Source organism: Smaragdicoccus niigatensis DSM 44881 = NBRC 103563 (assembly GCF_000380645.1).
GTDB classification, from domain to species: domain Bacteria; phylum Actinomycetota; class Actinomycetes; order Mycobacteriales; family Mycobacteriaceae; genus Smaragdicoccus; species Smaragdicoccus niigatensis.
Genome location: NZ_AQXZ01000007.1, coordinates 79437 through 102724 on the forward strand (window position 1 = coordinate 79437; position 23288 = coordinate 102724).

The window sequence follows — 23288 nt, forward strand, 5'->3', positions numbered from 1 at the left end:
GATCACCGAACAGTGTTGTGCTGAATACCGAGGTCGAGCGCACCATCGTCGGTACGGATCGACGTCACGACCTGGTCGCCCGGCTTGAGGTAAGCACTGCTCTTGGCCTGGGCCTTGACGAACAGCTGCCACTTCGTGTCTTCGGGCAGCAGTCCGGCGATCTTCTGCGCAATCGCCTTCGGCGGCTGGAGGGCCACGCCGCCGGGAGTGCCGGTGAGGATGACATCGCCGACCTCGAAGGTCTCGAGTTGGGAGAACTCGGTGAGGGTGTCGGCCGGCTTGAAGACCATGTCACCCGCGAGCGCGTCTTGGCGCTGCTTCCCGTTGACCGCGAGCGTGAGGCGGAGCTCAGACCAGCGCGCGACTTCGTCGGCATTCTCGGGTACGCACAGGTACGGGCCGACCGGGCAGAACGTGCGGTAGCTCTTGCCCTTGTACCACTGTCCCTGCGGCAGCTGGATGTCTCGCGCACTGACGTCATTAGCGACGACAAATGCACCGACATACTCGGCCAGCGTCTCGGCGGTGACCGTGACCGGCTCCGTGATCGGCTTGCCGACGACGATGCCGAGTTCGACCTCGTAGTCGAGAAGCTGCACGTGAGACGGGGTGACGATGTCGTCATCGGCGCCCGACATCGATGCGGTCGACTTGGTGAAGAGCATGTTGAACGCGCGGGCCGGGTCCATTCCCGACTCGATCATGTGTGAGCGATAGTTGGCTCCCTGGCAGAAGACCTTCACGCCGGGGAGAGGGTTCAGCGGCGTGACGTCGGCCAGCGGAATCGCGCTCGCCATGGGCTTTGCGAGGACGTCACGCGCGGCCTTCACGCCTTCGGTCAGGACCTCGGTTGTCGAGGTGTAGTTCCCCGGCAGCGGAAGGACTTCGGCGCGACGGACGACTCCCCAGCCGTCGCTGTACCGAATCAGGTTGATGCTCATCGCATTGCTACTTTCGCGAGGCCCAGCAGACGCTGGGCGGTGAATTCGTTGTCGCGGTCCGCGAGCGCGGACACGAGGTGCTTGATGAAGTGCGGAGAGGGATTGGCCTCGAGGAAGTCGCGCGTCACCGCGGGACCCCACTGCGACAGGCCACTGGCGGCCATTTCCGCCCAGCCGGGTTCGACCGTGTTGTCGAACATGTCGCCATCCGCGAAATGCTCGACAAGAAAGCCATCCGGGTCACGCCAGTAGTCGAAAAGTTGGCTGCCCTCGATGTGCCGGCCGATGCCCCACGAGTGCTTGTACCGCTGCTCCTTGAGGTACTCGCCACCTGCGGCGAGCGCGTCGAGATCAGAGACCTGGAAGGCAGAGTGGATGTACTTGCGTCCTGGACCGAGGGTCATTGCGAGGGTGTGGTGGTCGGCGGGCGTGCTTCCGCGATCGCAGCGGATGAAGGCCATAGTGGGGCCCAACTGGCGCTGACCGGGGAAGTAGAGGAAGTCGCTGACGATGAGGCCGAGGTGCTGCTGATACCAGTCGAGCGCGCGGTTGAAGTTTGTCGATTCGAGCACGACATGTCCGAGGCGCTCGACGCGAGCCGGCTCACGCGGCGGGCGCTGCATGGCATTGACGCGGTTGAGTTCACCGGTGAAGTTGAACGAAAGCTTTTCCTGCAGAGGGAGTTCTGGCAGTTCCGCGACCCCGGCCACGACGCGAAGCGGGATGCCCGACGGATCGACGAGGTCGACGCCGATGCCGCCACCCGGGCTGGTCAGCTCGGTGACCTGCGAATTGGTTTCCTTGGCGAGCTTGCGGACGTCGGCGGTGTCGACCGCCTTGAACGCCGGACCGATGAACCGTGACTTTGCGCCCTGCCGGATGACGACGCACTGAGTTCCGGCGAGGGCTCCGCGTAGGTAAAGCGCGTCGGACGAGCGGCCCGCCGTCACGAAGCCGAAGTCGTGCGCGAACTGCTCAGCCGCGTCGAGGTCCGGTTTCTCGAACTCCAGCCAGGCGAGATCTTCGACCTTGATCACCGGGTTCTTGGCCTTGTGGGCCCGGCCCCCTTTGATTGCACCCTGCTCGCTGTGCAGGTCCTCGTGCACATTCTTCGATGTCCTCGTCATTTTCGATCCCTTCACCGTTTCTGATGCAATCATCAGTTAGGTACCACGACGATGTCAAGGGGTCTCATCAAAACTGATGAACAAATCAGTTGTGTGATAACTTGGGCACCATGACTGAGCCCGCAGTGGTCAATCGCGTCGACCGCAGAAAGGCGCGCACGCGTGCCGCGCTCATCGGAGCGGCCCGCCAATTTCTGGCCCGGGACGGCGGCGCCGACGTGAGCATTCAGGAGATCACCGAGCTCGCCGATGTCGGGTTCGGGACGTTCTACAACCACTTCGCCAGCAAGACAGAGCTTTTCGATGCGGCCGTGGCCGAGACCCTGGACGAGCACGGCGCGCTTCTCGATGAGATCACCGAAGGCATCGACGACATCGCGGAAGTCTTCGCTTCGTGCGTCCGCCTCACCGTGCGCCTCTACAAGACCCACCGCCAGATCGCTCAGATCATGTCCAACACCGGGCCGCAGTACCTGAAGTCGAACGGCGGACTTGCTCCCCGAGCCCTGCGGGACATCAACACAGCGAAAGCCGCCGGCCGCTTCGAGGTGTCTGATCCAGTCGTCGCACTTGCGTGCACGGGCGGATCGATTTTGGGCGTTCTGCACATCCTCGAAGGTGCGTCCGACGCCGAGATCGATCGCGCGTCTGACGAGGTCGCCATCAACGTGCTTCGAATGTTCGGGCTTTCCGGTGACGAAGCTCGGGACATCGTGTCGCGCCCGTTGCCGATGACTTCACCCCGGAGCTAGCCGGGCGCATGCTTAACTGACACCGCGCACCCACAATCTGCGTGCCGGACAGCGTCGTCCACCAAATCGACCACCGCACAAGATAGTTCGCACATTGAGCAAGCTCGTTCATCGCGCCGAAGTGGCCAAGCTAGCCGCTTTGCTCGCCGTCCCTGCCGACGAGCTGAGGTATCTCGAGCCGCTGGATACCGCGACGATTATCGAACTTCGCGAACAAGCCGCCGACATGCTTCTTGACGCCGACCGCGAACAACTCGGGCGCGCTGCGCGTGCGGTTTCCCGGGTGCCCGTCTCGTTTGTCGCCCGCATCGCAACCCGACGGGTTCCACCACGCCTGGCCGCGCGAGTGGCCGAACTTCTCGCCCCACCACGAGCCGTCAAACTCGCCACTCGGGTGCCCGCCGAATACGTCGCCGACATGGCCCCGTACATCGATCCGACCCGGGTCACCCATTTGCTTGCGGTCGCTCCGATCGACACCGTCGAACACGTCGCACGAATCCTCGACGCACGGCACGATTTTCATTCGATGGGCCGCGTGGTGTCGCATCTCGACGATGCCCGGCTGCGCGTCGCCTTCGACGCGGTGTCAGACGACTCGATCGTCCGCACGATTCCATTCGTGGAAAATTCGACCGGAATAGATCGAATTCTCGACCGCCTGAATGACGAGCGCATCATCAAGATCCTTCACTTCGTCGACGAACAAGACCGCTGGGTCGAGATCCTGCAACTCATTGCCGTCGTCGGGACCAGTCAACGGGCTCGGCTCGCAGAAATCCTCATGAACCTCGATCAGACGTTGCGCACCCACGTCCTTGAAACGGTTGGCACGTTCAATGCGTGGGACGTCTTTTTCGGACTGTTCGGCGTGCTTCCCCAGCCCGGCCGCGAATACTTCGCGGGCCTGATGGCGCAACGACCAACCGAGTTTCTGGAATCGGTCGTCCGCGCTGCCGTACAGGAATCATTGTGGGCGGATCTGACCTGGTTGGTCATCGCGATGCCGCCGCACGCCGGCCGCAATCTGCTCACGATCTGCGAGCGGATTGCCGACGAGACCGGTAGTCCCGGACTCGAGGAATTGGTTCGCCAGCTTCACGAGGTGACTGACCCGAAGACTCCGTCTGCCAGCTAGCCAGCGCGTCACCGTTCCCCGCGCCGGTTGCGGTGACTACCTTCGACCCTGTGGAACAGAAAACCCCTCGCATCAACCCCGGCGGCTTCCGCGACCTCGGTCCGATCAACTGGGGACTGGCGAAGGTCATCAGCACGGCGGCCGGGACGTCGAACGCGAAACTGTTCAGCACATTGGGTCGCACCGGTGCGACGTTCCTCGGCTGGCTGCACTACAGCGGCCAACTCATGCCCGGCGGTTCGCTGAGTCGACGCGACACCGAGATGATCATCCTGCGCGTCGCGCACCTGCGTGCCTGCGACTACGAGCAGGACCACCACCGCCGACTCGGCGCCAAGGCCGGACTCACTCCAGAGCTTCAGCAGCGCATCAAGGAAGGCCCGGAAGCGGCCGGCTGGAACGACAAGGAACGAGCGCTCCTCAACGCGGTCGACCAGATTCTGCTGACTCGCGGTCTGGAGGACGCGGAATGGAACGAACTGGCCAAGCACTACGACGAGCGGCGACTCATCGAAATCTGCCTGGTCATCACGCAGTACGACGGACTAGCGACGACGATCGGCGTCTTGCAGATCGGGCGCGATCAGTTCTAGGGGCTTCCCGACGCCTACCCGATCGCGGCTGACGGCATCCTGGCGCGTTCGGCCTCTGCCTCGCGCACCAGCCCGGCAAAGAACTTCAACACCTCGGGATCGACGAACGGTCGCCAGTTCGGGGCCAGCTGCTTCATGTAGCCCTCCACGTAGAGGAGCTGCTTGGCGACGAGCACGAGTTCGCGCGGAAGGCGAGCATCGTGCTTCTTAGCGAGTTCGGTGAGCTGCCCAACCAGGGATCCATAGGACAGGCTGCCGAGTGCGGTGACACCCACCGGCGCCACGAACGTCGCGATGTCGTTGGCGGTGGTGTCCGGCAAGCGCGATCGCCGAACGGCACCCATCTGCTGCAAGGCACGTCCGGCGGCGTCGTAATCGCGGCGGATGAGCAGGTCGCTGACCAGCTGTCGCAGGAGCACCCGGGTCGCTGAATCGAACCGGCCGACGATCCCGAAATCGAGGTAGACCAACCGTCCATCGTGGTCGACCCAGACGTTCCCCGCATGCAGATCGCCATGGAAGATGCCGCCGTGGAAAGCCGATTCGAGCAGACTCAGTAGGAGTGTCCGGATCAGGTCCTCGCCTCTGTGCCCAGCGGCGGCGATGGCCGACAGGTCGTCGATGCGGATCGCATCGACGCGCTCGAGGGTCAGGACGCGGCTGCCGGTGAACATCCAGTACACCTTCGGAGTGCGCACCTTCGCGCTGTAGGTGGAGTCCTTGACGGCGGCGTACCACTGCTCCATAGCCCGCGCTTCATCGCGGAAATCGAGCTCGTCATTGAGATTCGCCTCGAATTCGGAAACGATCTCCTGCGCGTTGAGCATGCGCCCGTATACCGACCACTCCAGCACAGCTGCTACGCGACGAAGAATGCGCAGGTCGGCCGCCAACCGCACCTTGATACCGGGTCTCTGGATCTTGACGACAACGTCTTCACCGCTGCGCAGCGTTGCGCGATGCACCTGGGCGATGGATGCCGACGCAATCGGTTTCGGGTCGAACTCGGTGAAGATACTCTCCGGGCCTTCGCCGAACTCCTCGACGAATACCCGGCGAATTTCGACCGGGTCGGCCGGTGGAACACGGTCGAGGAGCCCGCGAAACTCGGTCGCCAGCACCTCGGGAAAGACTCCCGGACTCGACGCGATGAGCTGTCCGAACTTCACATACGTCGGACCGAGGCGGGCGAAGGTCTCACGGGTTTCACGGGCCGCCCGCCGTCGAGCGCCGGACGGTCCCCGAACGCTGGATCGCATCGCAAAGCGGCCAAGCCCCAACACTGCTTGACCTGCCGTCGAGCCGACGCGCGCCACCTCCGTCGCCAGCGGAACAGCGCGCAGCGTCGGTGACGAGGCGTCATGTTTGTTCATCGCACGCTCGCCTTGTGGTTTGGGCATCGATGCCGGGTCTGTGGGTCGAAACCTACATTCGTGGATCACGGTATGTACAGACCCGGCACACCTCAAGAACCCCCACTCGCGCGTCGAGCGCCGATCACTGATCGAAGCGGACGTGTACGTTGTCGTCGATCGGGACCGACTGACACGCCAGCCGGATCCCCTTGTTCAGCTCGTAGGTGTCGAGGGTGTCGTTGGCGAGCATTTTCACCTCGCCGCTCACCAGCGTGTACGCGCACGAACCGCAGGAACCTTCACGACAGACGTACTCCGGATCGAGTCGCGCGGCCAGGAGAACATCCAGGAGTGGCACGTCCCGGGGCCAGGTCAGTCGATGCGAATCACCATTGATTTCGGCAAGTAGCCGGGTGCCGTGGGAGTCGTCCGGAGCCGGCACCACCGCCGGCGCGCCCTCGAACACATCGTTGCGCAGCGACGTGAACGTTTCGGTCGTGACGCGGTCACGACCGACATCCACGCCCTCGAGGTAGTCGTTCACGACCGCCATGAAAGGTCCGGGACCGCAGAGGAATACGTGCCCACGCGGCGGGCGGATCATGGTGCGAAGACCGGTGACAGTGGGCAGGCCGCGCTCGGACTCGAGCCAGTGCACAACGTCGAGTCGGTCCGGAAAGCGGCGGGCCAGGTCGTCGAGTTGCGCAGCGAAAATGACCGACCGCGCATCGGTGTTGGCAAACACGAGCGTGACCTTGTTCTGATGCTCGTGGAGCGCAGCCTTCAGGATCGAGAGCAGTGGCGTGATACCGCTACCGCCGGCGAACAGCAGAAAGTCGACATCCCACCGACGCGGCACGAATTGCCCCGAGGGGGGCAGGACATCGAGATACGAGCCGTCAGTCACGTTGTCGCAGATCCAGTTCGACGCACGGCCAGCCCGCGTGCGCTTGACCGTGATCTGGAGTCGATCGTCCACTCCCGGCGCGCTCGACAACGAGTAACAGCGCGCCAGGGCACCGAACTCGCCACATACTCGCACCGTCAGGAACTGACCGGGCCGGTACGGAACGTCAATCGCACCGGCGTCGAAGACGATCGAAACCGCATCTGGTGTCTCTTGCACCGTGGCGCACACGCGTAAGGACCGCGCACCGGACGTCACTTCATTCATGAACACAAGTGTGCGCATCCAATGAGCCATTGACAAGTGGCACATAGTCGAGTGATCCTGTTTGTCATGGCAAACAGCCGGTCAATGACGACCACCAACCTCGATGTCCCAGCGTCACCGACGTGGCGCTCGCGCGCCGCATCCGCCGCGGCCCGCCGGACGATTCGTCAGTTCAACAGTTCGCTACCGAGCAACCGACTCGGCGTGGCGATCGGCCGCGGAGCGGTCGCCGCATTCATGTCCGCCCTCGGACCTCCGCTCCCCGGCACCACGGTCGTTCCCGTACGGGACCCAAAGGTTCGAGGAGAATGGGTCCTCGCTCCTGGCGTGCGGCACGCCGACCGGGCCATCTACTACATCCACGGCAGCGCGTACGTCATCTGCTCTCCACGCACCCATCGCGGTCTTGCCTCCCGGCTGTCACGGAAAACCGGGCTGCCGGTCTTCCTCATCGACTACCGCCTCGCCCCCGAGCACGTGTTTCCCGCTGCCGCCGACGACGTCGAATCGGGTTATCGCTGGTTGCTGTCGCGCGGGCTCACCGCCGACCAGATAGTCGTCGCAGGCGATTCCGCAGGCGGCCATCTGGCACTCGATCTGCTCATCGACAACGCCCGGACGGGTACGCCACAGCCCGCCGGCGTCGCGCTGTTCTCGCCGCTGGTCGACCTGACTTTCGAACTCGCCGCCGCCGAGGAGCGCCACAGACCAGACCCGCTCATCACCGCTCGCGCGGCGCGGCGGACCGTAGCGCTGTATACCGCCGGCCAGCCCGACGACCACCACCGACTCAAACTGGCCTTCCCCCCGCGCATCGCACTGCCGCCGATCCTCGTCCAAGCAGGTGGCGACGAAATGCTCGCAGCCGACGCGCGCTACCTGCAGAAGGTCGTCAGCGCCTCGGGAAATTCGTGCGAGCTCGAGATCTGGCCCGGGCAGTTCCACGTCTTCCAGGCCCTGCCGCGCTTGATTCCCGAGGCCGAGCCGGCCCTCGATCGCGCAGCGTCGTTCGTCGGCGAAACGCTCGCCGGCGCTTCCACCCCCGAGGAAAAGGTGAGCTGATGTTTGGATTGGACTTGATTTTCGGAGGCAAAGACGGAGTTTCGTACAACGCGAAAGCCGTAGTCACCGGAGCCGGCAGCGGAATCGGTCGCGCGTTCGCGGTCGAACTCGCTGCACGGGGCGGCGAGGTGCTCTGTGCGGACATCAACAAAGACAGCGCTGACGACACGGTCCGCCTCATCGAACGTGTGCACGGCGGAAAAGCTCACGCCGTCTTCTGCGATGTCTCGCGCCGCGACGACGTCGAGAGTCTCGCGATGCACGCCGAGCTGATCTTCGGTGGGCCGCCGACCCTCGTCATCAACAACGCTGGCGTCGGCATCGGCGGACGCACGGTCGGCAACATCGGATTCGCCGATTGGGAGTGGGCGCTCGGAATCAACCTGTGGGGAGTCGTCTACGGCTGCGAGGTCTTCGCCCCGCTGCTCCGCGCGAACTCGGCCCGCGCGGGAATCATCAACGTCGCCTCAGCAGCCGGCTTCGCGGCCGCACCCCGGATGGCCGCCTACAACGTGTCCAAAGCCGCGGTGCTGGCGCTGTCCGAAACGATGTCCGCCGAAATGTCCGGCAGCGGCGTGACGGTCACGGCCCTGTGCCCCACGTTCGTCAAGACGAACGTCGCCCGCAACGGAGACCTCACCGAGAAGTCTCTCCAGATCGCCGACACCTTGATGCGGTGGACCGGCTTCTCCCCCGAGCGCGTCGCGCGGACAACGCTCGACGCACACGACAAAGGCCACCTCTATGTCCTCCCACAGCTCGACGCCAATCTCATCTGGCATCTCAAACGGCACCTGCCGGCGCAGTACACAGCCGCCCTCGGCCTTCTGAATCGAATTCTGCCGCAAGACAACTCGCATTCGATTCAGCCACTTCTCCCCACCCAGACAACAGGAGTCTGACATGTCATACGACTTCGATCACATGCTCGAAACGATCAAGGACAAGCAGTGGGCTCTGGCGGACATCAATTGGGATGCCCCCGGAGCGGACACCATGAGCCCCGAACTGTGGAGCAAGCTCAAACCGTTCATGGCGGACCTGATGTGGATCGAGAACGTCGGCGCGCGCGGATTCGCCGCCATGGCGAAAAAAGCGCCGACTGAAACACTCAAGGACATCTATCGGCACTTCCACGCCGAGGAGCAGAAGCACGCCAACGCCGAACTCGCACTGATGCGCCGCTGGGGCATGCTCGACGGCGAGGAGATCCCCCAGCCGAACATCAACGTCAAACTCGTGATCGACTTCCTCGACAAGTACTCCGACGGAATGTCGCTGTCGTTCCTCGGCACGGTGATCCCGATGCTCGAAGTCGCGCTCGACGGCGCGCTCATCAAGTTCATCACCGATGAAATCAAGGACCCGGTCGCGCAAGAAGTGTTCCGCCGGATCAACTCCGACGAATCTCGCCACCTGGCCACCGACTACGCCGTCATGGACCTGCTGGGGCACGCCCGCACCCGGAAACTGATCATCGACCTGGTTGGCGGGTGGCTCAGCCCATCCCTCATGATCGGGATCCTGAGCTATGTGCCGCTCCTGAACAAGATGCGGGACAACGTCGTAGCCATGGGCGTCGACGAAGAGCGCCTCTACGCCGCACTGCGCCGCTACTCGGCGGTCGGCGAACGGAGCAAGTGGGCGCGACGACTGCCGATGTACCAGATCGTCAGATTCCACGGCTCGATGGTCATCAACCGCAATCATCCGTACCACTTGCTCGCCGATGCGCTGGTGAAGATCACCGCGCACATCCCCGCCGGAATGCTCTCGGGCCAACCGACGTGGTCGAAGGAACTGACCTACCGGCCGGCCGCATGACAAACGACATCTCGAACGCCAACATCTCGAATGCCGACATCTTCAACGACGAGGACGGTCACCAGATGACAACCCAACACACGCCTCCGATGGCCACACTCGACGTCGCCATCATCGGTGCCGGCTTCGCCGGAATCGGAACAGCGATCCGCTTGAAGAGCAAGGGGATCACCAACGTCGCGATCTTCGAGCGGAGCGACCGAGTCGGCGGAACGTGGCGCGACAACACCTACCCCGGCGCGGCGTGCGACATCCCGTCGCGCCTGTACTCGTACAGCTTCGCGCCCAACCCCGACTGGTCGCAGACGTACTCAGGTAGCGGGGAAATCCTCGGCTACATCGATCGCATGGTCGACGACTACGGCATCCTCCCCTCGATTCGCTTCTCGCACAACATCATCGGAATGGACTTCGACGAGGACGCCGGTCTGTGGCGAATCCGAGTCGAAGGCCACGACAGCACCATCGACGCGCGGACGGTAGTGCTCGCATCGGGCCCCCTCGCCAACGCGAGCCTGCCGAACATCCGCGGCATCGAGGATTACCGGGGCCACAAGATTCACTCCGCCCGCTGGGACCACGATTACGACTTCACTGGCAAGAAAGTCGCCGTCGTCGGAACCGGCGCGAGCGCGGTCCAGATCATCCCCGAACTCGTCAAGCAAGCGGCCTCGGTGAAGGTGTTCCAGCGGACCCCGGGCTGGGTCCTGCCCCGGGTCAACCATCGCACCAATGCACTCTCCAAACAGATCTACCGGCAGATTCCGGGCGCGGAGTCGCTGGCCCGACAGGCCTGGTTCTGGGGCCACGAATCGGTCGCGCTGGGTGTCGTCTGGGATACGCCGCTCACCCGCGTCGTGGAACTCGTCGGCAAGGCACACCTGCGTGCCCAGGTCAACGACCCGTGGTTGCGGCGACAGCTCACACCCGACTTCCACGCCGGCTGCAAGCGACTGCTCATGAGCAGCGACTACTACCCCGCCCTCCAGCGGGACAACTGCAAGCTGGTCACGTGGCCGATCGCACGGATCTCGGAACAGGGCATCCGCACAGTCGAAGGAATTGAGCACCAATTCGACTGCATCGTCTTCGCCACAGGTTTCGATGTTTCGAAGACGGGCGCTCCCATTCCCATCACCGGCCGGGACGGTCGCGTTCTCGACGACGAGTGGAAACGCGGCGCGTACGCGTTCAAGAGCGTCGCCGTTTCCGGGTATCCGAATCTGTTTCTCACGTTCGGCCCCAACTCCGGACCGGGACACAGCTCCGCGCTCGTTTACATGGAAGCTCAGATCGATTACCTCACCAACGCGATCGGCGTCCTTCTCGATCGCAACCTGCGAATCCTCGAGGTCCGGCGCGAGCGACAGGACCGCTACAACGAGAACATCCAACGACGGTTAAAAGCCACCACCTGGAACTCAGGCTGTAAGAGCTGGTACCTGACCGAGGACGGATTCAATCCATCGATGTTCCCCGGATTCGCCACCCAATTCGTCGGCCAGCTCAAGAGCGTCGAGCTGACCGACTACACCGCGATCCCCGCCCGCCGCCTACCCCGGCAGACCAAGCGGGCGACGGTATCCGCATCGAACTAGAGGAGAACGAATCATGACGCGCCCGGCCACCAGTCGAAACCAGTCGACGGGCCGGGCGCGTACTGCCTCGGTGGGGCTTCCCCTCCGCCGGCCGCTGTCCCGCCTGCCGGGCCTTGGACCTGCCATGAAGTCGATAAGCTGGACCTCGGGAGTCAACCCCGAGAGGAGCGCAGTGACCGGCGAGTACCGGATCGACGACTTGGCGCGCGCCGCCGGCACGACGGTACGAAACGTCCGCGCCTACCAAGAGCGGGGTCTGCTCATGGCACCCGCGCGTCGCGAAGGCCGGGCGGCGATCTACAACGAGTCGCACCTCGAACGGCTCAAGATCATCGACCTCCTCCTGCAACGAGGGTTCACCACCGCCCACATCGCGGACTTCATCACCAGCTGGGAAACAGGCAAGGACCTGACCGAGGTCCTGGGCCTCCAACATGCGGTGACCGCCACGTGGACCAAGGCGGCCGAGGCCATCGTGATTCCGCGTGAACTCGCCTCGGCCTTCCTCGGTGACGGCGACGCCGAACTCCTCGCCAAACTCAGCGGCCTCGGTATCGCACAACTCGACGCCGACAACGTCACGATCACTCAGCCCAAACTGCTCGAGACATTTCAGGCGCTGAATAAGTACGGACTCGGTCTAGCCGAACTCATCGATCTCTTCACGTCGGTCAGCGGACGAGTCAAAGAGATCGCGGACCTACTGGTCCATGCGGCGAGATCCCACATCACCGCACAACACGGCAATGGCTGGCTACCCAACAGCGACGACGAAGTCAGCCACCTCACAGAGATGCTCAACACCCTCCGCGAAGTGGGGGTGTCCGCGGTGCACACCACCTTGGCCAGCGCACTCGATGAAGCGGTGGAGACCGAGCTCGCCGATTATCTGGTCGGCGTCGCCGATAAGCGCGGACGGAAGCCGAGCGACTGACCGTATTCGTACTCCCAGCTGCCACGATTCCGGACTTTCAACGCGCCCCGGCCACCCCGCGCGCGGGCGTAGAGTCAGGCCATGACCGCCACCGATACACCGCTTGACACAGCGGAATTGGATGCCATCGTCGCCAGCCTTCACGAGCACGCGAAGGAGTGGGCAGACCTTCCGGCCGCGGACAAAGCGGACTTCATGGACGAGATTCGCGGCCTGATCGCCGACAATGCCGACGAGTGGGTCAAGCGATCCGTCGCGGGCAAGAAGGTCGATCCGTCGTCCCCATGGGCCGGCGAGGAGTGGATCTCGGGACCGTGGGCGACCGCCGCGGCCCTCGAGGGCTACGCCGACTCGCTTCGCAAGATCGCCATGGGCGAGAAGCCGAAGCCGAAGAAAGTGCGAACCCGCGCCGATGGCCAGGTCATCGCGAAGGTCTACCCGATGTCGGTGATCGACAGCCTCCTGATGAACGGCGTAACCGCCGAAGTCTGGATGCAGGAGGGCGTCACCCCGGAGAACCTCGCCAGCACGACCGCGGTCGCGTACGACTCACCGTTCGCCGGCGAAGTTGCGCTCGTTCTCGGTGGCGGCAACATCAACTCCATCCCGCCGCTGGACACCTTGTACGAACTCGTCGCCGATCGCCGCGTCGTATTGCTCAAGATGAACCCGGTGAACGACTACCTCGCCGACGTCATGCGCGCGATCTTCAAGCCGCTCATCGATCGCGGATTCGTCGCCGTGGTGTCTGGCGGAACGCCCACCGGCGCGTACCTCACGCGACACGACGGCATTGACAAGATCCACATCACCGGCAGCGCCCGCAGCCATGACGCGATCCTGTTCGGCGTCGGCAAGGAAGGCGAGAAGCGCAAGGCCAAGGACCAGCCCGAGATCGACAAGCCGTTCACGAGCGAGCTCGGTGGCGTCGGTCCGGTCATCGTCGTGCCGGGTCCGTGGAACAAGAATGACGTCAAGTTCCAGGCCGAGAACATCGCGACGATGAAGCTGCACAACTCGGGCCACAACTGCATTGCCGCTCAGGTCGTGATCCTGTCCGAAGGCTGGGAACTGCGTGAGCCGCTGCTCGAGAAGATCGATGAGCAGTTCCGCTCGCTCCCGCCCCGCTCGGTTTACTACCCGGGCGCCTCGGCACGCCTGGACGCCGTCAACGAGAGCTATCCATCCGCAGAAGTCATTGGGACTGGGGACCAGCGTCGTGAATTCGTCCGCGGCCTCGACTCCACCGCCGCCGAGACCGCGTTCCAGGAGGAGTACTTCTGCCCCGCGCTCGCGCAGACCACGCTGCCGGCCACGGACCCACTCGAATTCCTGCGCACGGCAATCGACTTCGCCAACGACAAGCTGATGGGCACGCTCGGCTCCACGATCCTCATTCACCCGAAGACCATCAAGGAGATCGGCAAGGACGCTCTCGAGAACGAGGTCGCGAGGCTGAAGTACGGTGCCATCGGAGTCAACATATGGAACGCCGGTGCGTTCCTGATCTCCGAGGCGACCTGGGGCGCCTTCCCCGGTCACGCCCGGACGGACATCCAGTCCGGAACCGGAGTCGTCCACAACGTGCTGTTGTTCGACAAGCCGCAAAAGACCGTGGTCAGCGGACCGTGGTACGCGTTCCCGCGGTCGTTCAAACACGGCAAGAAAGACCTGCTCCCGAAGCCGCCGTGGTTCGTCACGAACAAGACCGCCGCGACCACGGGTCGCCGGATCGCGAGCTTCGCAGCGCGGCCGCAGTTGCGGAAGATTCCGGGAATCTTCGCTTCGGCGTTGCGCGGCTAGCCCTTGCCTTTGCGTCGCCCGCGGCCGCCAGAATTCGTCGCCGAACGCCTGGCGGCCCTCTTGAGGTCGAACCCGGCACTCCACGGCCTCGCTGTGGAAGTCGGGATCGTCGATCAGGATTGGCTCGCCAACCCCAAGGCCGGCCTGCCACCAGTACCGCCGGTCGAAACGATGCGGCGGTTCATGGAGCGGGCCGTCGAGCGCAGTCCATCGTCGCTCAACGCACTCGGTCTCAATGCGTTGCAGTTGATGTCGTGGGATGTCGCCTGGAATCGGTTCGCGGTGCGCGGCAGCACCGAGGCGGTGGTCTCGGTGCTGTTCATCGACCTGCAGGGCTTCACCCAGTTCACCGCCGAACACGGTGACGCGGAGGCGATGGAGCTGCTCACGACCCACAATCGGTCGGTGGGCCCGGTCGTTCGCCGCTTCGACGGAATGACGGTCAAACACATCGGTGACGGCATGATGATCGTCTTCAAGGACCCCGCAAAGGCCATCCGCGCGGGTCTGGAGCTTGTTCAAGGCGACCACCCGTTGCCGCTTCGGGCGGGTGCGCACACGGGCAGCGCCATCGTGACCGACAACGACGTGTTCGGGAACGTCGTCAACATCGCCTCCCGCGTGGCCGGACAGGCCAATGGCGGCGAATTTCTCATCTCCGGCGACCTCTATGAGCTGGGCGCCGGGAAGACCGACCTCACGTTCCGCGGTCCGCGCGAGGTGTCGCTCAAAGGGATCGACCAGCCCGTGGAGATCTGGCTGGTCGAGTCGTAGATTCATCGGCCGAACGTCGCGCTTCGAGTGACCGATTTGCCCGCTGACCACCTAATCTCATGCGGTGGCAACAAGAACTAACGCCGTCGGCCCTGCTCAGGCACGGCTTCTTCGACTCGCTGCCGCGTTCACGGGTTCCGGCGCGCTGTTCTACGCGCTGGTGTTGTCCACGACCCTAGGCGGCCAATCGTCGCTCGTTCCGGCTTGGTGGACGCCGTGTGCGCTCGGGTTCATCGTTGCCTGCGGTATCGGGGCGATCGCGGCGTCGCTCAGAGGGTCGATCTGGGCACTATCGCGCGTAATGCACAGTTTCGCGATCGGGTATGTCGTGCTCCATCTTTCGTGGCTGTTTCTGTGGGATAGCCAGCACATTCCGGCGCTGGACACTCCCTGGTTCAATGCCATGCCGGGCTTGGGTGCGATTGCCCTTGCACTCTTTCGACGATGGCCGACCGTGGTTGGGTATTCAGTCGGAATCACGACCACCGCGTACGAAGTGAACCTTCGCGCCATCACGGCGTACGACGAACCGGCGTGGATGATGATCACAATCAACTCCGCCTTCATAGCGATCTTCGCCCTGTCCGTCGGGCAAATGGTCAAGACCGGTCGAGTGCTCGATGAGACGCTCGACGAAACTCGGGCACAGACGTCCACGGCGGCCGCCTCCGAATCACGTGCACTCGAGCGGGAACGGTTCAAGCAACTCACCCACGATGGCGTGCTCGCGGCGCTTATCACGGCGATGCGGACTCCGCACTCGACAATCGATGTGCTGACCCAACGACAGGCCGCCGCGGCCCTGGCCGAACTTCGGGCGCTGGAGGACGGAAGTACATCCTCTGCCGTTCATTTCACAGACTTTGTCGCACGTATTCGAGCGTCAGTTGCTCTCGCCGACGACCTCGCTTCCATTGATCTGCAGGTCGATTCCGAGCCCGACCTCATTCCCGCCGAAGTCTCCGATGCGATGGCGTCGGCGACCTTGGAAGCGGTCCGGAATGTGCTGCGCCATTCTGGGGCACGGGAATGGCGCGTCTCCGTCGACGCCAACCCCACCCAGCTTCGAATCCGGGTCGCGGACAACGGGATCGGATTTGATCCGCGCGCGGTATCGCGCGAGCGCATGGGGTTGGCGGTCAGCGTTCATTCGCGCCTTAACGCCATCGACGGTGGCTGGTCCCGAGTGGAGTCCGAACCGGGTGTCGGCACGATGGTGGAACTTGGGTGGGTCGCCGCATGAACACCAAAAGGTTTCTCGATGCCGACGTGCGAGACTTCACGGGACTCGTCTCCTGGGGCGGCTGGACGGTCTTCGGATGGTTCTTCGCCGGCGTGATTGGTGAGTCGTTCTTGGACCAGTTCAATACCTCGATTCCCGTCATCGCGCTCGCCCTGTTGTTCTTGTTGCTCGGCGGGCTCGGCCTCATGCTCCTGCCTGGAGATCCGCTTCCTGCGCGCTACGCAGCGATCGTCGTCGGCTGTGTGACCTGCGGCTCGGCGCTGGAAATGGCGCAATTGAGACCGCCTATTCTCGGTGAAGACCACCTGTACTTCCCGCAGATGATCGTCTCGGCGGCGGTGCTGACCTTTCTATGCGCCCGGGGCGCGATGCTGTGGGGTTGGATCGGCTGGGTGTCGTTCGCGGCGGTCATGTCGGGGTGGTCGTTCAGCGTCAGCGGCAGCTTGATGTTTGGATTCGTTCTGTCACTTCAGAACCTCCCTCCGATGCTCATGGCGACGTTGTTCACGCTTGCGATACGCCCCGCCGTTGACCAGATCGTCCGACTCCGCCGTCAAGCCGTGAACGTTGCCGCTACCGAAGGCGCCATCGCAGCCCGCTCGGAAGAACGCGATCGCGAGCTCGAAGCGATTCGGCAGCAGGCCGTGCCGATGCTCGAGCAAATCGCGCGCGGAGGATCGATTACCGATGACATGCGGCGCGAATGCAGGCTCATCGAGGCAGCGCTGCGGGACCGGCTGTCCGGCCGTTCATTGGCGAACGACGAGGTTGCGGCCGCGGCGCGGAGCGCACGCGAACGAGGTGCGCGCGTGGTTCTCGTCGAAGATGGCCAACTGGACGACGACGTTCTGCGAACGGTGCAGCAGCGACTGGCGAGCGAGCTCAACATCTTGCAGGGAGGCGCCGCGACCGCGCGCATTCTGCCGGCTGGGCGGCAGTACGTCGCGACATTCGTCTTCGAGCAGAACGGCGAGTTTGAACAAATGGGCATTCTTGCCAACGGAAATGTCGAAGTGCATGCGTAATTCACCTCGCCGACTGTGCGGTCCCACCGAATGAGGATCTAATGCTTAACGTGAAGAAGCGCCTTCGAATCGGTCACGTCGATGACCATGAGACTTTTAGTCGAGGGTTGCAGGCCACTCTCGCGGCAACCGACGACCTGGAACTCGTCGCCTATGCCGAGACGGTGAGCAGCCTGTTGTCGAAGGCTTCCGACCTCGATCTCGTCGTATTGGACCTGCGTTTACGCGACGGGTCTTCGCCGGTGGCAAACGTCGCCGAACTGCGAGACGCCGGTCTTGACGTGCTCGTGTTCACGAGCGGCGAGGACCAGTTTCTCGTGCGGCAGGCGGCACGCGCGGGTGTGCTCGGCGTTCTGCTCAAGACGCTCGAGGCCGAGAGCATTGTGACTGCGGTGCGCGACGCGGCGTCCGGCCACACCGTCTCGTCGGTGCAATGGGCGTCCGCGGTCGACGGCGATCCGGTGGTCGAGGCGGTGGGCCTGACCGAGAGAGAGCGACAGGTCCTCGAGTTGATCGCGAGCGGTATGACCGAGAGCGCGATTGCTCGTCGGCTTTCCCTGTCGTCGCACACGGTGAACCAATACGTCGACCGGGTTCGAAGGAAATATGCGGAAGCGGCCAGACCCGCACGCTCACAGGTCGACCTCGCAAAAAGGGCGATCGAGGACGGATACATTCCGACGCCGACTCCGCCTCCAGTCCTACAGCGATCGTGGATCTCGAAGATGATACGGACGAAGCGCGGCTAGTCAAGACCCCAAAATCGGGGACGAAGATCGCGGGATTCTGCTGCCTCGCTGATCGCCCTAACGTCGATACCGACAGGTTCGGATGAGACTCGGGAGATCCGGTGACGGTGAGCGTAATGGAGCAAGGGTGGCGCATTCCGGCTTTGAGCCCGCGCGAGATAGAGGTACTGACAACTTGGCTGCGCCTCGATTCCAAAGAGGAGGTTGGCCGCCAGCTTTACGTGGCAATGGGCACGATCAACACCCATTTGCTCCGAATCCGCGCGAAGTACGAGATGGTCGGCCGTCCTGCGCCGACGAAGTCGGCCTTGTTGGCGCGGGCATTGCAGGACGGCTTCCTCGATCTAGGTGCGCTGTAGTCCGCTAAACGGCTGGCGTGGCACCGAGGTCGATCATGGACTTCCACAGACGAGTCCGGACTGACTCGACGGCGGAGGCGATGCCGTCGGCCGCGGTGACCGCGACCTTGATCGCGGGACGAAGCTGATCGCCGATGGCGTCGGCGAGTGCACCGAAATCGCGGGCGACAGCGTCGAGTTCATCCTTGGTCGACTTGGCCTCGAACTCGATGGGCGCGGTTGGCGCGGGCGCCTCGCTCGCGAAGACCGCCGCGATTTCGTCCACACGGTCGACGGTGAACTTCACGGCCGGGCGGACCTGTTCGCCGATCACGTCCACGAGTGCGGCAAGCTCGCGGCTCGCCTCCTTGAGCGACTCGACGGTTTTGTTGGTGTCGGTCTCCAGCGTCATTGCTGTTCTCCTTCCAGAGAGTGACTGTCGGCCCGGGGGGTCCGATTCGTGCTTGTCTCCAAAGTAGCGAAGGAAATATCGGCGACGCACGGACGAAGTGCCTTGGATTTATCGCTTCACAGTGCGAATTGCACATCTAGTCGGCGAAGACGTGCGCAATCTCCAAGGCCAGCGCAATCTGCAACCCGCGGCCATCGAGCGGCGTAGGCAGGAGTGCGCGTGCTCGATCGAGCCTGCTCAGAACCGTATTCCGGTGCGTGTACATCGCGCGGGCCGCGTGGGTCGGACTCGATCCTTCCCTCAAGTAGACGCGGACGGTCTCGCGCAACTCGTCGGGCGCGGTCGCCAGGTCGCCAAGGGTTCGGGTCACAAACTCGGCGGCGCGTTCCTGATTCTGCGTCGCGAGCGCGACGACCTCTACGTCGTCGTAAGTCGAGAGCTGGGTCGACGCCGGAAGTCTGCGCATCAATCGCTGCGTGACGACTGCGTCGAGATGGCTGCGCCGGAACCCAGCCATGCCGGAGTCGGCGCGCCCGATCGCGAGCCGGACTCCAGGTGAGGACTTCAGCGCGGCCCGCACCACCGCGAGGTCGGGCTCCGCGATCGTGGGCACCCAGACCCACATCGTCGACGAACTGACCAGGAGGCGGAGCGGACGGAGCGCGCCAGAAGAACGGGCGATGGCGTCCGCGACCTGCTCAATGAGGCCCGCGTCGATCTCGTTGTGGTCACTCCAGAGAATCGCGGCGATGTGCCGGCGATCGAGTTCATAGCGCAACCGATCGCTCGCCCGCCGGGACGAGATCGGTGAACCCTCCAGAATCAGCGACACCGTCTCCATTCGTGCGACATGCGTCGCGTCGGTGAGCTGACTGCGTTCCCGATTGATCAGTTCGTAGAGAGCGGCCACGGTGTCGTCGACGAACGCGAAGACGGACCGCGTGACAACTTGCAGAAGCTCGTGCAGCAGCGCGGGATCGTCGGTGAGTTCGAACGCGACGTCCGTCCAGATTTTGATGGCAACGGGCTGGGCACTGTGAAAGGTCCGCATGATGGCCTCGTCGAAGCCGTAGCGGATGACGTCCCGGGCAAGGTCCACCGTTTCGGCCGAAAGATTCGGGCGTACGGGCATGCCAGGTGCTCGCGAGTTCGATTGTGCCCAGTGCGCGAAGTTCGCCCGACTGCTCGCCCGAATGACGTCAACGAGGCGGGGTTCGATCTGCACGATGGGATCCGCTGCTTCGATCGCCACGCGATCCACTTCATCGAGCAACCGGGTGGAATCCTCGAGCATCCTCGACGTTCCGATTCGAATCAGCTCGGCTACTTGATCCGACGGCGGTCCCCAGATGTGCATTGCGCCTCCTCAACACGATTCATGTTGGGCAATGCGTCCATCGTCGCTGAGCCAGCAGGCCCCGATTCGAATTATGAGGAAGCTGCGCCGACCAATTCCTCGACCGGCTCCGAGGAACGTTTGGCGCGCTTGCCGCTCTTGGCGTCGACAACCTCGATGGGTCGCTCGGCAATCTTCCAACCGAACAACTTTCGAGCCCAGCGCTCTGCCGTCTCCGGACTGAGGAACGACAGATAGAGCACAAAGATCGCGAACGAGAAGAAGGCCACCGCCAGCGACATCAGGATCGTCACGTGCATGATCACGCCGAGAACGAGCACCTTGGGGCGGGCCGCCTTGTTCCAGACGAGGATCGCGAGTGCCACTTCCAGCACCAACGTCGACCAGGATGCGAAGTTGATGAACAAGGGACTGTTGATGACCCACGACGGCAGGCTGAACGTCGTCAGGTCCGAAACCCGGAGCGCGTACGACACCGCGGTCCCGTCGATCCACGTACCGCCGGCGAGCTTGCCCTGGACGGAAACCAGATAGACGAGCGACAGCTGCAACTGGAACAGGCGCAAGGTCCACGGCGCCCGCATCTGCGCACTCCAGAACGAGCCCGCGGTGCGCTTCCGATCCAACGACAGCGCCGAGCCACACGGACTCAGCACCAGGAAGAGTGCTTCAATTCGCAGCAGAACATCGCCGGAGTTGAAGACGAACATGTTCCGGCGCTCGAACGACAGCACGATCAACAACACGACCAGCGCGGCAAGACGACTGTGCCAACCGACGGTCAGCGCGGCCGCCGCGACCAGCAGCAGCCCCCACAGAATCACGACCGCGGTGTCCGAGGGGAACACGTGGAGCAGGCCCCACAGATAGGGGCTCGAGATCGGCTCCGGCATGACACCGTCGCGACCGAAGAGGTCGAACAGATCGGGCCCCAGCGAGAGACCCCAGCCAAAGACGACCACGCCGAACACAATTCGGAGAAGCCCGAGCGTCATCATCGATTGTGGCTCGAACCAGAAGTTCCGCCACGCCCCTGCGATTCCGCGAACGCGGTTGGTCGTCTTCGTCATCATTTCGCCTGTTGTCCGCAGTAGGTGTCGCTCTGGCACACGAGGACGATCGCCTCTGGGTCCTTGCCCGGCACGCCGGGCGGTAACAGCACCTTCGAGTGCACCGTGATGGTCACGAGCGACTGAGTCCCAGTGGCAACGTCAAGATCGCGCAAAACCCAACGTTCGAAGTCAAGCCAATACTTCGCGCACGGTTGGCCGGCGTTCGTCACCTGGAGTGGGTTGCCTTGGATCTGCAGGCAACTGGTCAGGTTTTCCTTGAGCTTCTGCCACCGGTACCAGCTGTACTGGCCGATGAGCCCGTCCCCATGCGGCACGGTCCAGTTGAGTTGATCGCCGTCGGCAAGCCGGACGTTGACCTTCACAACGTCGACGCGCTGCGGCGGGTTCGGCGCGAAGACCCGCCAATCCTGGTCGAGTCCGAGCGCCATTCCGGCGGGAGCAGCGGTCGAGATCATCGCCCGTTTGAGTGCGGATTCCGGCATGCACAACACGAGCGACACGCCCATCAGAAGGAGCACCAAAGCGGTGATCGCGACCTGACCGACGAATGAGCTCTCGATCTGTTCTTGGAGGCTCCCAGCCCTACGCGCTCGTTGCAACAGCTCCACGATGATGTCTCCCCACTCGCCGGCGACCCAATGCCACGAGAAGCAAGCCGACGGCGATAGCGACCAGACCGATGCTGACCAACCGTGCCAGGAAGACTCCCGTGCGCGGCAGCCTCGGAACACCGGTCGACGATGCTGCCGTCGCTGCCCCGGACACCGTACTCGACGAGGTGCCGTGAGGCGTGGAACCCAAACCGGTCGACACCGAACCTGTTGGGGAACCAGTCCCCGATCCGAAACCACCGCCGGTCACCGTTACCGACGAGAAGCCCGTGACGGTACCGCCGACGGTAACTGTGGCACCGCCGGTCGCGAGACCCGTGGCCAAACCTGTGACCGTGGCACCGCCCGTCGCGAGACCCGTAGCCAAACCTGTTGCGAGTCCGGTACCTGTGGCGAGGCCGGTTGCCAGACCCGTTCCGGTGGCAAGGCCGGTCGCCAGACCAGTGCCCGTCGCGAGGCCGGTCGCCAGACCGGTGCCGGTTGCCAGGCCAGTCCCGGTTGCAAGTCCGGTGCCGGTTGCCAGACCAGTCCCCGTCGCGAGGCCAGTTCCGGTCGCAAGACCGGTGCCCGTCGCCAGGCCAGTCCCGGTTGCAAGACCGGTGCCCGTTGCCAGACCAGTCCCCGTCGCGAGGCCAGTCCCCGTCGCGAGGCCAGTTCCCGTCGCGAGGCCAGTCCCGGTTGCAAGACCGGTGCCGGTTGCCAGACCAGTCCCCGTCGCGAGGCCAGTTCCAGTCGCAAGACCGGTACCGGTCGCAAGACCGGTTCCCGTGGCAAGCCCGGTTCCGGTTGCGAGACCCGTGGCCAAACCTGTTGCGAGTCCGGTACCTGTGGCAAGGCCGGTCGCCAGACCGGTTCCCGTTGCCAGACCAGTTCCAGTCGCACCACCAGCAGCAAGACCCGTCGCCAGACCAGTCCCCGTCGCGAGGCCAGTTCCGGTCGCGAGGCCAGTTCCAGTGGCTAGACCCGTTCCAGTGGCAAGGCCGGTCGCTAGACCCGTTCCAGTGGCAAGGCCGGTCGCCAGACCGGTTCCCGTGGCAAGACCGGTTCCGGTTGCAAGACCCGTCGCCAAACCAGTTCCCGTCGCGAGCCCGGTTCCCGTCGCGAGGCCGGTGCCCGTCGCACCACCAGCAGCAAGACCCGTCGCCAGACCAGTTCCCGTCGCAAGCCCGGTTCCCGTCGCGAGGCCGGTTCCGGTCGCGAGACCCGTCCCGGTCGCACCACCAGCAGCAAGACCCGTGGCCAGCCCGGTTCCCGTCGCGAGCCCGGTTCCCGTCGCGAGCCCGGTTCCCGTCGCGAGGCCGGTGCCGGTCGCACCACCAGCAGCAAGACCCGTGGCCAGACCAGTGCCCGTCGCCAGACCAGTGCCCGTCGCGAGGCCAGTGCCGGTCGCGCCACCTGTCGCCAG

General features: G+C 63.9%; 22 protein-coding genes and 1 pseudogene. 14 read left to right on the forward strand and 9 right to left on the reverse strand.

Annotated features, from left to right (window positions below; genetic code table 11):
- Window positions 1–2: 2 nt before the first annotated feature.
- Complete coding sequence (locus F600_RS0101400; RefSeq protein ID WP_018158790.1) at window positions 3–941, reverse strand: fumarylacetoacetate hydrolase family protein; 939 nt, start codon at window positions 939–941, stop codon at window positions 3–5.
- Window positions 938–2068 carry a VOC family protein gene (locus tag F600_RS0101405; RefSeq protein WP_026306042.1) on the reverse strand — a complete coding sequence of 377 codons (1131 nt, stop codon included), beginning with the start codon at window positions 2066–2068 and terminating at the stop codon, window positions 938–940. Before F600_RS0101405 ends, F600_RS0101400 begins: the two co-directional genes overlap by 4 nt.
- 110 nt (window positions 2069–2178) lie before the next feature.
- Between F600_RS0101405 and F600_RS0101410 the strand changes: the two genes are divergently transcribed.
- From F600_RS0101410 to F600_RS0101420, 3 genes are all read left to right on the forward strand, one after another.
- Window positions 2179–2820 carry a TetR/AcrR family transcriptional regulator gene (locus tag F600_RS0101410; RefSeq protein WP_018158792.1) on the forward strand — a complete coding sequence of 214 codons (642 nt, stop codon included), beginning with the start codon at window positions 2179–2181 and terminating at the stop codon, window positions 2818–2820.
- Between the two features lie 94 nt (window positions 2821–2914).
- Window positions 2915–3958 (forward strand): hypothetical protein, encoded by a 1044-nt coding sequence (locus tag F600_RS0101415; RefSeq protein ID WP_018158793.1) that lies wholly within the window; start codon window positions 2915–2917, stop codon window positions 3956–3958.
- Window positions 3959–4008: 50 nt separating this feature from the next.
- Window positions 4009–4551, forward strand: coding sequence for a carboxymuconolactone decarboxylase family protein (locus tag F600_RS0101420; RefSeq protein WP_018158794.1), 543 nt, complete (start codon window positions 4009–4011; stop codon window positions 4549–4551).
- A gap of 14 nt (window positions 4552–4565) precedes the next feature.
- Here the strand turns inward: F600_RS0101420 and F600_RS0101425 are convergent, their stop codons facing one another.
- Together F600_RS0101425 and F600_RS0101430 are read right to left on the reverse strand one after the other, a co-directional pair.
- Window positions 4566–5924, reverse strand: coding sequence for an ABC1 kinase family protein (locus tag F600_RS0101425; protein ID WP_018158795.1), 1359 nt, complete (start codon window positions 5922–5924; stop codon window positions 4566–4568).
- A 124-nt stretch (window positions 5925–6048) separates the two neighbouring features.
- Window positions 6049–7080 carry a ferredoxin--NADP reductase gene (locus F600_RS0101430; protein WP_026306044.1) on the reverse strand — a complete coding sequence of 344 codons (1032 nt, stop codon included), beginning with the start codon at window positions 7078–7080 and terminating at the stop codon, window positions 6049–6051.
- Between the two features lie 84 nt (window positions 7081–7164).
- Here F600_RS0101430 and F600_RS0101435 point away from each other — a divergent pair, with 84 nt between their 5' ends.
- The 11 genes from F600_RS0101435 (at window position 7165) to F600_RS0101485 (ending at window position 18451) form a co-directional block, all read left to right on the forward strand.
- Window positions 7165–8142: an alpha/beta hydrolase gene (locus F600_RS0101435; protein WP_040629986.1), complete on the forward strand. Its 978-nt coding sequence runs from the start codon at window positions 7165–7167 to the stop codon at window positions 8140–8142.
- Window positions 8142–9044, forward strand: coding sequence for an SDR family NAD(P)-dependent oxidoreductase (locus F600_RS26360; RefSeq protein WP_018158798.1), 903 nt, complete (start codon window positions 8142–8144; stop codon window positions 9042–9044). The genes F600_RS0101435 and F600_RS26360 overlap by 1 nt, the downstream gene beginning before the upstream one ends.
- Before the next feature lies 1 nt (window position 9045).
- Window positions 9046–9966, forward strand: coding sequence for a reductase (locus F600_RS0101445; protein WP_026306045.1), 921 nt, complete (start codon window positions 9046–9048; stop codon window positions 9964–9966).
- A gap of 65 nt (window positions 9967–10031) precedes the next feature.
- Window positions 10032–11564, forward strand: a complete 1533-nt coding sequence (locus F600_RS0101450; protein ID WP_051090710.1) for a flavin-containing monooxygenase — start codon at window positions 10032–10034, stop codon at window positions 11562–11564.
- 13 nt (window positions 11565–11577) lie between these two features.
- On the forward strand, window positions 11578–12498 hold the full coding sequence (locus tag F600_RS0101455) for a MerR family transcriptional regulator (protein WP_245541449.1): 921 nt from the start codon (window positions 11578–11580) through the stop codon (window positions 12496–12498).
- 81 nt (window positions 12499–12579) lie between these two features.
- Complete coding sequence (locus tag F600_RS0101460; RefSeq protein ID WP_026306046.1) at window positions 12580–14301, forward strand: aldehyde dehydrogenase family protein; 1722 nt, start codon at window positions 12580–12582, stop codon at window positions 14299–14301.
- A gap of 9 nt (window positions 14302–14310) precedes the next feature.
- Window positions 14311–15075 carry an adenylate/guanylate cyclase domain-containing protein gene (locus F600_RS29965; RefSeq protein WP_018158803.1) on the forward strand — a complete coding sequence of 255 codons (765 nt, stop codon included), beginning with the start codon at window positions 14311–14313 and terminating at the stop codon, window positions 15073–15075.
- Between the two features lie 64 nt (window positions 15076–15139).
- Window positions 15140–16318 (forward strand): sensor histidine kinase, encoded by a 1179-nt coding sequence (locus F600_RS0101470; RefSeq protein ID WP_018158804.1) that lies wholly within the window; start codon window positions 15140–15142, stop codon window positions 16316–16318.
- On the forward strand, window positions 16315–17343 hold the full coding sequence (locus F600_RS0101475) for a hypothetical protein (RefSeq protein WP_156024351.1): 1029 nt from the start codon (window positions 16315–16317) through the stop codon (window positions 17341–17343). Before F600_RS0101470 ends, F600_RS0101475 begins: the two co-directional genes overlap by 4 nt.
- 41 nt (window positions 17344–17384) lie before the next feature.
- Window positions 17385–18092 (forward strand): LuxR C-terminal-related transcriptional regulator, encoded by a 708-nt coding sequence (locus F600_RS26370; protein WP_051090705.1) that lies wholly within the window; start codon window positions 17385–17387, stop codon window positions 18090–18092.
- A 101-nt stretch (window positions 18093–18193) separates the two neighbouring features.
- Window positions 18194–18451 carry a LuxR C-terminal-related transcriptional regulator gene (locus tag F600_RS0101485; protein ID WP_018158807.1) on the forward strand — a complete coding sequence of 86 codons (258 nt, stop codon included), beginning with the start codon at window positions 18194–18196 and terminating at the stop codon, window positions 18449–18451.
- Between the two features lie 4 nt (window positions 18452–18455).
- Here F600_RS0101485 and F600_RS0101490 read toward each other — a convergent pair whose 3' ends face one another.
- From F600_RS0101490 to F600_RS31835, 5 genes and pseudogenes are all read right to left on the reverse strand, one after another.
- Window positions 18456–18842 carry a hypothetical protein gene (locus F600_RS0101490; protein ID WP_018158808.1) on the reverse strand — a complete coding sequence of 129 codons (387 nt, stop codon included), beginning with the start codon at window positions 18840–18842 and terminating at the stop codon, window positions 18456–18458.
- Window positions 18843–18978: 136 nt separating this feature from the next.
- On the reverse strand, window positions 18979–20199 hold the full coding sequence (locus tag F600_RS0101495) for a PucR family transcriptional regulator (protein WP_018158809.1): 1221 nt from the start codon (window positions 20197–20199) through the stop codon (window positions 18979–18981).
- 71 nt (window positions 20200–20270) lie between these two features.
- On the reverse strand, window positions 20271–21269 hold the full coding sequence (locus tag F600_RS0101500; RefSeq protein WP_018158810.1) for an HTTM domain-containing protein: 999 nt from the start codon (window positions 21267–21269) through the stop codon (window positions 20271–20273).
- A complete protein-coding gene (locus F600_RS0101505; protein ID WP_018158811.1) occupies window positions 21269–21880 on the reverse strand; it encodes a hypothetical protein in 612 nt (203 codons plus the stop codon). The genes F600_RS0101500 and F600_RS0101505 overlap by 1 nt, the downstream gene beginning before the upstream one ends.
- Window positions 21855–23288, reverse strand: a pseudogene (locus F600_RS31835) (hypothetical protein); the annotation flags it as partial. The pseudogene F600_RS31835 and the gene F600_RS0101505, both read right to left, overlap by 26 nt.